The 13,881-nt window shown below is 65.8% G+C and carries 15 protein-coding genes; 9 read left to right on the top strand and 6 right to left on the bottom strand.

The genetic code is table 11. The annotated features are described in order from the left end of the window. Positions 1–7: 7 nt before the first annotated feature. Positions 8–898 (bottom strand): putative selenate ABC transporter substrate-binding protein, encoded by an 891-nt coding sequence (locus LK542_RS11550; RefSeq protein ID WP_227812018.1) that lies wholly within the window; start codon positions 896–898, stop codon positions 8–10. Positions 899–1,091: 193 nt separating this feature from the next. On the opposite strand from LK542_RS11550, the gene egtD reads away from it, so the two are divergent. The 5 genes from egtD to LK542_RS11525 all read left to right on the top strand — a co-directional run bounded on the left by egtD (position 1,092) and on the right by LK542_RS11525 (position 5,797). Beyond that, the gene (gene egtD / locus LK542_RS11545) at positions 1,092–2,063 is read left to right on the top strand and encodes an L-histidine N(alpha)-methyltransferase (RefSeq protein ID WP_227812017.1); all 972 of its coding nucleotides are present in this window, start codon (positions 1,092–1,094) and stop codon (positions 2,061–2,063) included. Beyond that, positions 2,063–3,280 (top strand): ergothioneine biosynthesis protein EgtB, encoded by a 1,218-nt coding sequence (egtB, locus tag LK542_RS11540; protein WP_227812016.1) that lies wholly within the window; start codon positions 2,063–2,065, stop codon positions 3,278–3,280. The genes egtD and egtB overlap by 1 nt, the downstream gene beginning before the upstream one ends. Further along, a complete protein-coding gene (locus tag LK542_RS11535; protein ID WP_227812015.1) occupies positions 3,277–4,212 on the top strand; it encodes a YihY/virulence factor BrkB family protein in 936 nt (311 codons plus the stop codon). The genes egtB and LK542_RS11535 overlap by 4 nt, the downstream gene beginning before the upstream one ends. A gap of 126 nt (positions 4,213–4,338) precedes the next feature. After that, the gene (locus LK542_RS11530) at positions 4,339–4,521 is read left to right on the top strand and encodes a hypothetical protein (RefSeq protein WP_227800886.1); all 183 of its coding nucleotides are present in this window, start codon (positions 4,339–4,341) and stop codon (positions 4,519–4,521) included. Continuing rightward, a complete protein-coding gene (locus tag LK542_RS11525; RefSeq protein ID WP_227812014.1) occupies positions 4,475–5,797 on the top strand; it encodes a glycosyltransferase in 1,323 nt (440 codons plus the stop codon). Before LK542_RS11530 ends, LK542_RS11525 begins: the two co-directional genes overlap by 47 nt. Here the strand turns inward: LK542_RS11525 and selD are convergent. After that, on the bottom strand, positions 5,784–6,839 hold the full coding sequence (selD, locus tag LK542_RS11520; protein ID WP_227812013.1) for a selenide, water dikinase SelD: 1,056 nt from the start codon (positions 6,837–6,839) through the stop codon (positions 5,784–5,786). The two genes, LK542_RS11525 and selD, sit on opposite strands and share 14 nt — an antisense overlap. After that, positions 6,836–7,825: a selenoneine biosynthesis selenosugar synthase SenB gene (gene senB, locus LK542_RS11515; RefSeq protein WP_227812012.1), complete on the bottom strand. Its 990-nt coding sequence runs from the start codon at positions 7,823–7,825 to the stop codon at positions 6,836–6,838. Before senB ends, selD begins: the two co-directional genes overlap by 4 nt. 172 nt (positions 7,826–7,997) lie before the next feature. On the opposite strand from senB, the gene LK542_RS11510 reads away from it, so the two are divergent. Continuing rightward, the gene (locus LK542_RS11510) at positions 7,998–8,264 is read left to right on the top strand and encodes a hypothetical protein (protein WP_227812011.1); all 267 of its coding nucleotides are present in this window, start codon (positions 7,998–8,000) and stop codon (positions 8,262–8,264) included. Positions 8,265–8,297: 33 nt separating this feature from the next. Beyond that, a complete protein-coding gene (locus LK542_RS11505; protein ID WP_227812010.1) occupies positions 8,298–8,573 on the top strand; it encodes a hypothetical protein in 276 nt (91 codons plus the stop codon). Between the two features lie 67 nt (positions 8,574–8,640). On the opposite strand, the gene LK542_RS11500 is transcribed toward LK542_RS11505, so the two are convergent. Together LK542_RS11500 and LK542_RS11495 are read right to left on the bottom strand one after the other, a co-directional pair. Further along, positions 8,641–10,302, bottom strand: coding sequence for a DEAD/DEAH box helicase (locus LK542_RS11500; RefSeq protein WP_227800892.1), 1,662 nt, complete (start codon positions 10,300–10,302; stop codon positions 8,641–8,643). A 380-nt stretch (positions 10,303–10,682) separates the two neighbouring features. Then, the gene (locus LK542_RS11495; RefSeq protein ID WP_227812009.1) at positions 10,683–11,999 is read right to left on the bottom strand and encodes a transglycosylase SLT domain-containing protein; all 1,317 of its coding nucleotides are present in this window, start codon (positions 11,997–11,999) and stop codon (positions 10,683–10,685) included. 322 nt (positions 12,000–12,321) lie between these two features. On the opposite strand from LK542_RS11495, the gene LK542_RS11490 reads away from it, so the two are divergent. Both LK542_RS11490 and LK542_RS11485 read left to right on the top strand, forming a co-directional pair. Next, positions 12,322–12,891: a DUF1415 domain-containing protein gene (locus LK542_RS11490; RefSeq protein ID WP_227812008.1), complete on the top strand. Its 570-nt coding sequence runs from the start codon at positions 12,322–12,324 to the stop codon at positions 12,889–12,891. Next, on the top strand, positions 12,872–13,081 hold the full coding sequence (locus LK542_RS11485) for a DUF1289 domain-containing protein (RefSeq protein WP_227812007.1): 210 nt from the start codon (positions 12,872–12,874) through the stop codon (positions 13,079–13,081). Before LK542_RS11490 ends, LK542_RS11485 begins: the two co-directional genes overlap by 20 nt. A gap of 115 nt (positions 13,082–13,196) precedes the next feature. Here the strand turns inward: LK542_RS11485 and LK542_RS11480 are convergent, their stop codons facing one another. Continuing rightward, positions 13,197–13,703, bottom strand: a complete 507-nt coding sequence (locus LK542_RS11480) for a DUF1993 family protein (protein ID WP_227812006.1) — start codon at positions 13,701–13,703, stop codon at positions 13,197–13,199. Positions 13,704–13,881 lie beyond the last annotated feature (178 nt).

The raw sequence follows: 13,881 nt of genomic DNA, 5'->3' as shown, positions 1-13,881 counted from the left end.
CCTTTGCTTACTTCAGCAGGCCGGCGTTGCGCGCCGCCGCTTCGATCGCGCCGTAGTTGGCGGTCTTGGTCGGAATGAACTTGGTGGCGCGCTGCAGTTCCAGGATCTGCTTGCCTTCCGGAGTCGATTCGTCGAGCGCCAGGAAAGCGTCCGTGATCTTCTTCTGCAGGGCCGGGTTCATGTCGCTGCGCACGGTCCAGTTGTAGTCGTAGTAGCCCGGGGTGGTGTAGAACACGCGCACCGCCTTCGGATCGACCTTCTTGGCTTCGACCAGCTTTTCCCACACCGAGATGTTGAGGGCGCCGGCATCGACCTTGCCGCCCGCGACCGCGGCCACGGTGGCGTCATGCGCGCCCGAGAAAGCGATGCGCTTGAGGTCGGTGTCCGGGTTGATCTTAGCGCCCAGCAGGAAGGAACGCGGCATCAGGTGGCCCGAGGTCGAGGATTCCGAACCGAAGGACAGGGTCTTGCCCTTCAGGTCCGCCAGGCCGTTGATGGCGGGATTGGTGGTGATGAAGACCGAGCGGAACTTCTCGTCCTCGGCACGCTGCACCAGCGGCGTGACTTGTCCCTTGCTGCGCACATTGGCCTGTACGAAGGTGAAGCCGCCGAACCAGACCATGTCGATTTTGCGGTTGATCAGGCCTTCGACCGAAGCGGCGTAGTCGGTGACCGGGGTAAATTCGACCTTCAGGCCGGTGGCCTTGGCCAGGTAGTCGCCCAGCGGCTTGAACTTGCGCTGCAGTTCGGTCGGCGCCTCGTCGGGGATGGCGGAAACGCGCAGCACGCCCGGGGTATTCTGGGCATAGGCGCCGCCGGCGGCGGCAAACATCAGGCCGGCAGTGGCGGTTGCAGCGAACAGGTTTTTCAGGACACGCGAAGGCGAGAACAGGGTCATGGCGGCTTTCTTCTTGATTATTGGCTGAGTGATTGAACTTTGGAAATAGGTGAACCGGAGTAGTAACGCCTGTACGGCAGGCGGAAACGGCACATGACTGAATTCCGCTATCATGGCAAAAACTGCAACTCGAGTTCCAGGTCCAAGGTCTGACATCCTATGCCCTGGCGCATGGTGCGCCGTGGCGGCACGAATGATAACGCTTATGTACATCTCCTGCACGCAAGACCGGCCTCGCGCCGCCAATGCCCACGTGGCCGACGAGCTGCAGGCCGGCCTGGAAGCGATCGACCCCTGGATTTCGCCCAAATTCCTGTACGATGCCCTCGGTTCGAAACTCTTCGAAGCGATCTGCGAATTGCCCGAGTACTACCCGACCCGCACCGAGGCCGCCATTTTCGCGCGCCATGGCGCCGAGATCGCCCGGGTGGCGGGCAGCGGGGCGACGCTGATCGACCTGGGCGCCGGCAACTGTGCCAAGGCGGCTTCGCTGTTCCCCTTGCTTGCCCCAAGCCAGTACGTGGCGGTCGACATCTCGGCCGAGTTCCTGTGCGACTCCCTGGAACGCCTGCGCCAGCGCTTTCCGCATATCGCCATGGAAGGGCTGGGCATGGACTTTTCCAACAGATTCGAATTGCCCGAGCAGGTCGGCAGCGAGCGGCGCCTGTTCTTTTATCCGGGCTCTTCGATCGGCAACTTCACCCCGGAAGAAGCGCAAGGCTTCCTGCGCCGCCTGCGCGCCCAATGCGGCCCCGATGGCGGCGTGCTCCTGGGCGTGGACCTGGCCAAGGACAAGGATGTGCTCGACGCTGCCTACGACGACGCGCTCGGGGTGACCGGCGCCTTCAACCTGAATGTCCTGCGCCATGTGAACCGCCTGATCGATGCCGACTTCGATATCCGTGCCTGGCGCCACCACGGCTTCTACAACCCCGCACGCGGACGCGTCGAGATGCATCTGGAGGCGGTGCACCGTCAGGAAGTGCAGTGGAAGGGCGGTGCGCGCGTGTTCGAGGCCGGCGATACCATCCACACCGAGAACAGCTACAAGTACCAGCAGGCCGATGCGATCGCGCTGCTGGAGCGTTCCGGGTTCGAGGCCACCCGCGTGTGGACCGACCCGCAGCGCTGGTTCGCGGTGATCCACGCACAGGCAATCGGCTGATGGGCATCGGGCAGCGCGAAGACCTCCTGCACGCTTTTCAACGCGTGCGCCGGCGCTCGCTCGAGATCGCCGCGCCGCTGTCTGCCGAGGATTGCTGCGCGCAATCGATGCCGGACGCCAGCCCGATCAAGTGGCATCTGGCGCACACCACCTGGTTTTTCGAGACCTTCATCCTGGAAGCGCATGAAGCGGGGTTCGCGCCTTTCCACCCGGCCTTCCGGGTGCTGTTCAATTCCTACTACAACGGCATCGGCGCCAAGCACCCGCGGCCGCAGCGCGGCCTGCTTACGCGGCCCTCGCTGGACGAGGTGCGCGCCTATCGCGCCGACGTGGACGAACGTATCGCGCGCCTGCTGGCCATCGGGGCACCGATAACATCCTTGGTCGAACTCGGCCTGCAGCACGAGCAGCAGCACCAGGAGCTGATGCTCACCGACCTCAAGCATCTGCTGGGCTGCAATCCCCTGTACCCGGCCTATACCGTGCAGGCGATGGAAGAAGGCGCACCGCCGCCGCCGTTGTCCTGGGTGGTGTTTGACGGCGGCCTGGCCGAAATCGGTTATGGCGGCAGTGGCTTCTGCTTCGACAACGAGCTGCCGCGCCACCGCACCTATCTCGCACCCTTCGAGCTGGCGTCGCGCCTGGTGACGAACGGCGAGTACCGCGAGTTCGTCGAGGCCGGGGGCTACCGCGACCCGGCACTGTGGCTGGCCGAGGGCTGGGACCGCGTGTGCGCGGGCGAGATCACGCATCCGCTGTACTGGGTCGCAGGCGAGGAGGGCTGGCAGGAATTCACCCTGCACGGACTACAGCTGCTCGATCCGGCACGCCCTGTCACGCATGTGTCGCTGTACGAGGCCGACGCCTATGCGCGCTGGCGCGGCGCGCGCCTGCCGACGGAAAGCGAGTGGGAATTCGCCGCGCGCCAGGCGCAACTGGGCGCAGGCACCCTGCATCCGGAAGCGGCCGACGGCGAAGGCCTGCTGCAGATGTTTGGGGCCTGCTGGCAGTGGACCGCCAGCAGCTATGCGCCTTATCCCGGCTATGCGCCGGCCGCCGGCGCCATCGGCGAGTACAACGGCAAGTTCATGGTCAACCAGTACGTGCTGCGCGGCTCGTCCTGCGCCACGCCCGAGGGCCATGCACGACCCAGCTATCGCAACTTCTTCCCGGCCGGAGCGCGCTGGCAGTTCACCGGGATCAGGCTGGCCCGATGAGCCGGCGCCGTAGCTGGCGCGAGCGCCTGATGGACCAGCGCGCGAACGCCTGGATCCTGGCCCACCCGCTGGCCTTTGCCCTCCAGGTCGTGCGCGGCTTTCGCGCCAACCAGGGCCTGCTGCTGGCCGGCGCCGTCGCCTATTACGCGCTGCTCTCGATCGTGCCCTTCCTGATGCTGGTCGTGGTGGCGCTGTCGCACTTCATCGACCAGGCCGAGCTGCTGGAGACCCTGCAGCGCTACCTGGGCCTGCTGGTGCCGGGGCAGGTGGGGCCGCTGGTGGAGGAAGTCGCGCATTTCCTCGAGAACCGCGAGCTGATCACCTGGCTGCTGGGCGCCACCATGCTGTTTTTCAGTTCGCTCGCCTTTACCGTGCTGGAAAACGCGATGAGCGTGATCTTCATCCACCGGGTAGCGGTGCGGCGCCGCCACTTCCTGGTGTCGGCCGTGCTCCCGTATTGCTACATCCTGGCGCTCGGCTTCGGGGTCATGATCGTCACCCTGGTGGCCGGCACGCTGGAAGTGATGGGCGAGGAGAGCGTCTGGCTGTTCGGCTACCAGTGGTCGCTCGGCGGCGTATCCGGGGTGCTGCTCTACCTGCTGGGACTGTTCGGCGAAATCCTGGTGCTGACCTCGATCTACCTGGTGATGCCGGTCGGACGCCTGTCGATCTGGCATGCGACCGTGGGCGGGGTCAGCGCGGCCCTGCTGTGGGAACTCGCGCGCCACGTGCTGGTCTGGTACTTCTCGACCCTGTCGCAGGTGAACGTGGTGTACGGCTCGATGACGACGGCGATCGTCGTCATGTTCAGCCTCGAGATTGCCGCCACCCTGCTGCTGCTGGGCGCCCAGGTGATCGCCGAGTACGAACGCGTCGGGCACGGCCAGGCCGACCGGCCGCCCCAGCCCATGGTCATGGAGCCGCCTGCCTGAGCACCGCATGGGAGTGTGCTTGCGCTGGGTCAATTACTCTACGTGAAGGAGTGGCACAGTATGGCCTTGCGCGGCCGACTTGGCCTGGCTCAATCGGACGCGCGGTCAACCTCATCGGGAGATGCCATGAGCGAGCTAGTTGCCATTGTCCTGCCCCTGCCGATCGCCATCGCGCTGGTCTTTGTCCTGATCGTGATGCTGGCGCTGAGCGCGGTCGCGCTGTCCTTCCGCAGGCCGGCGCCGGTGCGCGCGCCCAGCCTTGATGCCGGCGAAACGTCCCGGCCGGCCGCGCCGCACGGCGAAGCCTGACCCGCGGCGTTCCGGCGCGGCGCCGGGACTGGACGGTCGCGCCGGCGCATCGGCTACACTGCCCGGCATGGCTCACTTCTACCTTTGCTGGGAACTCGGCGGCGGCCCCGGACACGCCGGCCGTCTCAAGTCGATCGCGCTGCCGCTGCGCGCACGCGGCCACACGGTCAGCCTGGTCCTGCGCGACCTGGTGCTCACGCGGCGTCAGCTGGCGGGCCTGGACATGCCCCTGTTCCAGGCGCCCGTCTGGCTGCACCGCACCGCCGGCCTGCCGCCGGACCAGGCCAGCCTGGCCGAGATCCTGCTCGCCTGCGGCTACCTGGACGCGGACGCGCTGGCCGGCCTGTGCGAGGGCTGGCGTGGACTGTTCATGCAGGGGCGGCCCGGCCTCGTGATTGCCGACTACGCGCCCACCGCCATCCTGGCGGCGCGCAGCCTCGGCCTGGCCAGCGCGGCGCTCGGTCCTGGCTTCTACATGCCACCTGCGGGCGAAGCCTTGCCTCCGCTGCGCGGCTGGGAAGCGCCGCCGGCAGCGCGCCTGCGCGCAACCGAAACGCGCCTCCTGGACAGCGCCAACCGCGTGCTGGCGGGGCACGGCGCGGCGCCGTTCGGCCACGGGGCCGACCTGCTGCTGGGCGAACATCCATTCCTGTGCACCTGGCCGGAACTCGACCACTACGGCCGCAGCGGCGGCGGGCCCTGGCTGGGTCCGAACCTGCCGCCGCCGGCAAGCGGCCGTGCCGCGTTCCCGGCAGGCGAAGGTCCGCGCGTGTTCGCCTATCTGCGCCGCGCCATTCCCGAGTCTGGCGAGGTGCTGGCGGCGCTGGTGCGCCAGGGCTGCCGGGTGCTGTGCTATATGCCGGACGTGGCGGCCGGCGCGCCGGCGCCGGTGGACAGTCCCCTGGTGACGTATGCGCCGACGCCGGTGGCGCTGCCGGAGGCGCTGGCGCAGTGCGCCTTTGTGGTGAGCCATGCGGGCGAAGCGCTGGTGGCGCAGTCCTTGCTGGCGGGGCGGCCGCTCCTGCTGCTGCCGCATGCGGCGGAAAGCTTCCTGATGGCGCGCCGCGTTGCGCAGCTGGGCGCGGGTATCAATGCGATGGCGACGCCGCGCCCGCGCGACTGGGATGGAATGGTGGCGCGCCTGCTGGGCGAGCCGGCCTGGCGCGAGGCCGCGGCCGGCTTTGCGCGGCGCTATGCCGGCTACGACCCGCAGCAGCAGGCGGAGGCGCTGGCGGACCGTTTCGAAGCGCTGGCGGAGAGATTTACGCGACCGTGACGCGCGGCGCGCCCGCTTCCATGCGGCCAATGACGGCTGCATCGCCGAAGCCTTCGCGCGCGAACAGGGCCAGCACCTCGTCGACGCTGGCCAGATCGCAGGAGACCAGCAGGCCGCCCGAGGTTTGCGGGTCGGTCAGCAGGGCGCGCTGGGATGGCGTGATGGCGGCACCGAGGTCCACGTCCTTGCCGTAGGCGTCCCAGTTGCGGCCGGATGCGCCGGTGAAGAAACCGTCCTGGGCCAGCTGCAGCACGCCGGGCAGCAGCGGCACCTTGTCCATGTCGAGCGTCGCCGAGAGCTGCGCCCCGCGCGCCAGTTCCAGCAGGTGGCCCAGCAGGCCAAAGCCGGTGACGTCGGTCAGCGCGTGCACGCCCGGCATGTCGGCCAGCAGTCGGCCCGGCTTGTTCAATTTGGTGGTGTTGGCGATCATGGCTGCGTAGCCTTCCGCACCCAGCGCATCCTTCTTCAGGGCAGCCGACAGCACGCCCACGCCGAGCGGCTTGCCCAGTACCAGTACGTCACCGGCGCGCGCATCGGCATTGCGCTTGACCTTGGACGGATGCACCAGGCCCATCACCACCAGGCCGTAGATCGGTTCGACCGAATCGATGGTATGGCCGCCCGCGATCGGGATGCCGGCGTCGGCGCACACGGATTCGCCGCCGCGGATGATCTGGCCGATGGTCTCGAGCGGCAGCTTATTCACCGGCATGCCGACCAGGGCGAGCGCCATGATCGGGGTACCGCCCATCGCGTACACGTCCGAGATCGCATTGGTGGCGGCGATGCGGCCGAAGTCGAAGGGATCGTCGACGATCGGCATGAAGAAGTCCGTGGTGGCGATCAGGGCCTGCTCGTCGTTGAGCTTGTAGACGGCGGCGTCGTCGGCGGTCTCGATGCCGACCATCAGCTCTTTCGGCACCGGGAAACCGGCCGATTTGCTCAGGATTTCGGACAGCACGCCCGGCGCGATCTTGCAGCCGCAGCCGCCGCCGTGCGAGAACGAAGTCAGTTTGATGGGTTGTTCTGGCGTGGTGCTCATCGAGGTCTTCCGTATGTGTCAGGTTGAAGGAGCAGATTATCCACCAAGTCACGCAGCGCCGCTTGCTCGACGCTCGGGGCGAACAGGGCGGCGCGCGCGGCGCACTGGCGGCGCAGCAGGGCGTCGAACGCCGCATCCTCAATGATGCGGTCGATCAGCCGGGCCAGCGCGGCCGCGTCGCCCGGCGCGAAGTAGCCTGCGTAGTCCTCGCCCAGCATGCCGCGGTTGCCGTTGATATCGGATGCGAGCACGGGGACGCCGCTGGTGACGGCTTCGATGATCACGTTGGCGCCGCCTTCCATGCTGGACGTGATTGCCATCGCCCGGCAGCGCTTGAGGCGCTGGCGCGCGGCCGCATGGGGCAGGGCGCCGAGCCAGCGATAGCGCGGGCTGGCGGCTTGCGCAGCGCGCGCCGCCTCGCCCAGCGCCGGGTCGAGCGCGCCGCCGATGTGCAGCAGGCGCGCCGCAGGATGTGTAAGCAGATCGGCGGCGCGAATGAAGGTCAGCGGATCCTTCTCCGCGCGCAGGTGGCCGACCATCGCAATGTCGAAGCAGCGTGGAACGGCGGCGCGCGGGTAGGGACGCAGGCTGGGCGCCGACTGGTAGATCACGCGCGCCTTGGTACGTGATGCATGCGGCAGTAGCGCCAGTCCGGCCGGCTGCAGCAGCACCAGGGCATGGGCGCGCGCCAGCGAGGCCTGGGCGTCCGGGTCGACGGCGATGTCGCGATACAGGTCGGTACCGGTCAATACCAGCACCGAGGGCTTGTCGGGGTGGGCGTCGCTGAAGGCGGCAAGCGCGGCGGCCGAGCGGCGCGCATGCAGGGCGATCAACAGGTCGGGCGCCGGCTGTTCCGGCGTCCAGCCGCCTGCCACCGTTACCCCATGCGAGCCGCGCAGAAAGCGCGCCCAGCGGCTGGCGGTCTGCCAGTTACCGTTGTTGTCGCGTTCGCTGGCGGGGCTGACGATGAGGATGTGCTTGCGCACTGCCGGGTTCTCCAGAAATGGAGCGCGATTATACCGGCTGCGCGTCTCAAACGCGGGACGCGGGGAAATCGGAAATCCGAGCGGACCGCGCAGCACCTGCTGGCGAATTGTTTTTCCTGAAGGAACGATCTATTCTCTGCCAGTGTGAAGGCTAATCCCAAGGAGGATGGCAATGGTCGACGCTGGTCTGCTCCTGATCTTCAGCGCATGCGCATGGTTGGTTCTCTATGGTAACTGCTTTGGGCTATTCAATTACTCGAAAAAAGTCCAGGCCAAACTCGACAGTCTGCTGGCGAAAGAAAAAAACGGGGAGAACCTGAGTTCGGTGGAGCGGGGCGAGCTGCAATATTACAAGTTGAACGAGTTCCTCGACAAATCGAGCTACTGCCTTTTAGTCGCCGGGCTGGCGTGCCTACTCATGTCTTTAATTTTTCAATAGCACAAGTGCTCAGATCACTTTGCGGGGGCCTGCATGAAACTGCGTGACGCATTCGGTCTGCTGCGCATTGCGGCCAGCCTCTCGCTCGGGGTGACGGCGTGGACCGTCAACGCGCACGCCTGGGCTTTCGTGGCCGTGGTGCTGTTTGTGGCGGGAATACTGCTGTTGTGGCGGCGCGAGCGCGAGGATGCCATCCATGACGCGACCGCGGACCTGCATACCGAGGGGCTCGGGTCGCGGATTGGTAGCCGGCGCGCCCAGCGCGGGGATGACGGGGACGGGATCGATATCGGCGACAGCGGCGATTGAGGAGTTTGCGCCGCAGGCAAAAAAAATGGCTGCCCGCGGGCAGCCATTTTCATTGAGATTTCAGCGATCAGTAATCGCCGAAGGTGCGGCGGGCGCCGTCGGCCGAGCGCGGATGCGCCGACTTGCTGTAGCCGCCTTCACGCTTTTCGCCATAGCGCGCGCCTTCCGGGCGATTGCCGCGGTAGCCGCCTTCACGCGGAGCGCCGGTCGGCGCCGCGTCACGGCGGTAACCGCCTTCACGCTGCGGACGGTCGCCGTAGCCACCTTCGCGCGGGGCGCTGTAAGCTTCGCGCGGACCGCGGTCGGCGTAACGGCTTTCCGCCGGACGTGCGTAACCGGCTTCACGCGGCGCACGGTCGCCGTAGCCACCTTCGCGCTGCGGACGATCGCCGTAGCCGCCTTCACGCGGCGCACGGTCGCCGTAACCCGGCTTGGCGAAGCTGCGCTGGCCCGGCTTGTGCGCGTTGCGGCCGTCGCCCGGCTTCCAGCCCGGACGGCTGGCCGAACGGGTCGGGGCGGCGCGCTTCGGCTCGAAGCCTTCCACCACGTCGACCGGGATCGACTGCTTGGTGAAGCGCTCGATGCGGCGCACGTTCATGTTCTCGGCGTGGTTCACCAGCGAGATCGCGATACCGTTGCGGCCTGCGCGGCCGGTACGGCCGATGCGGTGCACGTAGTCCTCCGGGAACTTCGGCAGGTCGTAGTTCACCACGTGGGTGATGTTCGGCACGTCGATGCCGCGGGCGGCGACGTCGGTCGCCACCAGCACGCGCACCTGGCCGCGGCGCAGGCTGTCCAGGGTGCGGTTGCGCGCGCCCTGGTGCATGTCGCCGTGCAGGGCGGCGGCCGCGAAGCCGGCGATGTTCAGGCGGTCGGCGATCATGTCGGCGTCGCGCTTGGTCGCGGTGAACACCACGGCCTGGTCCAGGCTCTCGTCACGCAGCAGGTGGTCGAGCAGGCGGTTCTTGTGCGACAGGTCGTCGACAAAGTGCACCTTCTGCACGATGTTCTCGTGGCGGTTGGTGGCGCTGGCGATCTGGATCACCAGCGGATCCTTGGTGATGCGGCGCGCCATGTTGCCCACCACGCCGTCCAGCGTGGCCGAGAACAGCATGGTCTGGCGGCTGTCCGGGGTCGCTTCGACGATTTTCTCGATGTCTTCGATGAAGCCCATGTCCAGCATGCGGTCGGCTTCGTCCAGGACCAGGATCTCGAGCTGCGAGAAGTTGATCTTGCCCGACTCCATGTGGTCGATCAGGCGGCCCGGGGTCGCCACCAGGATTTCCGGATTCTTCGACAGCAGCTGCATCTGCTTCGGGTAGGGCATGCCGCCCAGGATCGACACGGCGCGGATGCGGCGCATGTCGGAGGTGTATTGTTCGGTCGCGGTGGTCACCTGCAGGGCCAGTTCGCGGGTAGGGGTCAGGACCAGCATCTTCGGCTGGGCCGGGGTAAAGCGGACGCGTTCGCCACGGGCGCGCGCCGACTGCGCATTCTGCGCAGGGGTGCGGGCGGCTTGCGGAGCGGGCTCCATGTTGGCCAGCTTGTTCAGGGCCGGCAGCATGAATGCCGCGGTCTTGCCCGAGCCGGTCTGCGAGGACACCAGCAGGTCACGGCCGGCGATGCCGGCAGGGATCGCCTGCTCCTGCACCGGGGTCGGCTTGGTGTAGCCGGCGGCGGCAACTGCCTTGACGAGCGACGCGTGTAAACCTAGTGCTTCAAAACTCATGTGTACTTTTACTTTCGGAATAAATCATGATCGCGCGGTCGATATGACGAGCGCAAAATAGCAACGCGAACCAACACTACGAAATGACTCAGAACTGAAAAGAAATTTCGGCACAAAAGCTTTGCGCCGGGACGGTGTCTGGATGCTGACACGCAGGGCGGGAGGGCTTTTTTGAAAGGGCGACCACTGTCGCCAAGGCTTGCGATGCTGCTAGTGGTACTGCTTCGGTGAGCTGCTGCGTCCTGTCTGTTCGGACTGCTTATTGCAGCGCACAAACGACATCATACATCAGAAAAGGAAAGTCTGCACGCGGCCACATCGATGTGCGGCCGGCGCAGGAGGCAGATTAAGCCCGCCCTAAGGCGAGCTTGACTGTTTGATCAGCGCTGCTTGCGCTTGGACGAGGTGTTGCGTGCGATGCGGTTCTTCGAGGAGGTCGCGGCCTTGGCCTTGTAGCGCGAGGTCGAGGCCTTCACGCGCGGGCTGCGTTCCGCTTCGAATGCCACCACGGCGTTGTCGATGATGTTTTCCGCGATGTCGCCGGCGTTCGAGGCCGACACCTTCGGCACCAGGATGGTCGAACCGGCCGTGACGGTCGACTTGGCCGGGATGTTGTTGGCCTGGCGGATGACTTCCGGGGTGGTGCCGAACTTCGATGCCAGGGCAGCGATGCTGGTGCGGGCGCTGGTGATCTTGTGCGTGGTCCAGCTCGACAGTTCGCGGCCCCACTGGGCCAGGTTCAGCTGGAACTTCTCGGCATTCGCCTTCGGCAGCAGGATCTTGGTCTTTTCGCCGCCGGTGATGACCGGCTTCTTGAACTGCGGGTTGAGCGCCTTGAATTCGTCGAGCGACATTTCCGCCAGCTGGGCGGCGACGGCGACGTCGATGTCGCTGGTCTTGTCGATGGCGGTGAAGTAGGGCTGGTTGTCGATCGCCGGCAGGGCCACGTTGTACTGGGCCGGGTTGGCGATGATGTTCTTGACCGCCTGCAGCTTCGGTACGTAGTTGCGGGTCTCGGCAGGCATCAGCTCGGCCAGGCTCTCGAAGTCGGTCGGCTTGCCAAGCGCCTGGTTCTTCTTGACGATGCGCTGAATATTGCCTTCGCCCCAGTTATAGGCCGCCAGGGCCAGCTGCCAGTCGCCGAACATGGTGTACAGGCGCTGCAGGTAGCTCAGGGCCGCATCGGTCGAGGCCAGCACGCCGCGGCGCTCGTCCTTGAACATGTTCTGCTTCAGGTCGTAGTCCTTGCCGGTGCCCGGCACGAACTGCCACAGGCCGGCCGCGTCCGCAGTCGACAGGGCTTGCGGATTGAATGCGGACTCGATCACCGGCAGCAGGGCCAGTTCGGTCGGCATGCCGCGTTTTTCGAGTTCCTGCACGATGTGATACAGGTAGGGCGAGGCACGGCCCGAGATGCGCTTGAGGCTGTCCGGACGGGCGCTGTAGGCCTGGGTATGGCGCTGCACCAGGCTGTTGTCGATGTCGGGAATGGCGTAGCCGCTGCGGATACGGCCCCAGACGTCGGTTTCCTTGTACTCGTCGGCCTTCAGCAGGCTCGGCGCCAGCGGGGCGGTCGAACGAGCGTTGAGGGCGCTTGCGGTTGCGGATGGCGCATTGTCCATCGCGTGGGTGAGCGGGGAGGTGGCCAGGAGTGCCAGCGCGGCAGTCGCTACGGTGTTGCGGATCATGTCGTGCATCGCTTTCCAATGTTGCGTTCGAGAACGAACGTACTGGTCAAGAGGGCAGTGTACGTAGTCATGCATGAGTCAGTCAAGGCACCGTTACAAATTTCTTTCCAGCGTTCATATATGTAAATTGCCATCATGAAAACGGAAATTGCCGGGAAATACGCGCTTGTTGGCAGGAGATTGCGGCAGAGATCAGTCAACGCGCAGGACCCGGTATGCTCATCCGTTTTCACGTAGCCTAGCGCCGCAGGGGTGTCAATCTATGAGGGCACGCAAAGTGTGCGTACAATCCGGCTTCCGCCCCTGGCGTTTTGATATGAAGCTGTCATCCATGAGTACCCCAAACCCGCATGCCGACGACGATGCCATCGTCGCCGCCACCCGCCGCTGGCTGGAAAAGGCCGTCATCGGCCTCAACCTGTGCCCCTTCGCCAAGTCCGTCTATGTGAAGGAGCAGGTGCGCTACGTCGTCTCGAACGCGACCACGCCCGAAGCCCTGCTCGAGCAGCTCATGGAAGAGCTGCAGTTCCTGTCCGACACCCCGGCGGAGCAGGTCGACACGACCCTCCTGATCCATCCCTTCGTCCTCGGAGACTTCGAGGACTACAACGAATTCCTGGACGTGGCCGATGCGGCGGTGGAAGACATGCAGCTGGATGGCGAGCTGCAGGTGGCAAGCTTCCACCCGCGCTACCAGTTCGCGGACACCGACGTGAACGACATCTCGAACTACACCAACCGCGCACCGTATCCGATCCTGCACCTGCTGCGCGAGGACAGCATCGACCGCGCGGTCGAGGCCTTCCCTGAGGCGGCCGAGATCTTCGAGAAGAATATCGACACCATGGAAAAGCTCGGCCTTGACGGCTGGGACAAGCTCGATGTCGGCCCCGCGCGCTGAGGGCGGCGCCGCGCCGGCGCGTCCGGACACGCCCTGCGTGGCGGTGTGCTCGACCACCTTCGACGAGGTCTGCCGCGGCTGCGGGAGGACCGTGGCCGAGGTGGCGCAGTGGGTGTCGATGAGCGCCGAGGAGAAGGAAAGGGTGTGGGTGCGGATCCTGGCGCAGGGCTACCCGCGCCGGAATACCTAATAACTTAGGGTGGTCGGCTCGGCCGACCGCGCGTTCACATCACGTTTGAATTGACGAAACGACTGTTCAAACGTCGGCTGAACGCGCGGTCGGCAAAGCCGACCACCCTACCTGATTAAAGACCCAGGTAATCCCGCTTCCCGACCGGCACCCCGTTGTGGCGCAGGATCGCGTACGCGGTCGTCACGTGGAAGAAGAAGTTCGGCAGCACGAAGCTGGTGAGATAGTCGTCGCCGCGCTCGAAGTGGCGCGCGCGTTCGCCGGCGCCGTGGGTAATGGCGCGCTCGCCGGCCGCATCGAAGGCCTCGCGCGGAAGCGACTCGATGAAGCCCAGGGTCTTGGTGATGCGCTGCTGCAGTTCGGCGAAGCTCTGTTCATTGTCCTCGTAGCGCGGCACTTCCTGGCCGGCCAGGCGCGCGCTCGCGCCCTTGGCGAAATCGGTGGCGATCAGGACCTGGCCCACCAGCGGGAACATGTCCGGGTACAGGCGCGCCTGCAGCAGGGCGTTCGGGTCGATCTTGTGCTGCTGGGCGTGGGCCTCGGCTTTTTCCAGCACACCCGCCAGGGCGCGCAGCATCTTCTGGAACACCGGAACCGATGCGGAATACATGGACAGGCTCAAAGTTTCTCCTTCGAAAGATTCAATCATAACAAGTCTTGTCGCGTCCTGCCGACACCCGTAAAGACGACGACCGGGTGCGGCATGCTATTTGCTGACTCTTGGTCATACGGGGTGCATAATCGGGTTATCAATTGCCATACGTAAATCCCTGCCGCTGGCAGGGTGCAGCCCGAATACC

Origin of the sequence: Massilia sp. IC2-477 (assembly GCF_020707265.1) — a bacterium.
Lineage (GTDB): Bacteria > Pseudomonadota > Gammaproteobacteria > Burkholderiales > Burkholderiaceae_D > Telluria.
Note: the sequence above shows the minus strand (reverse complement) of the source record. Positions and strands in the feature narration are given on the sequence as shown.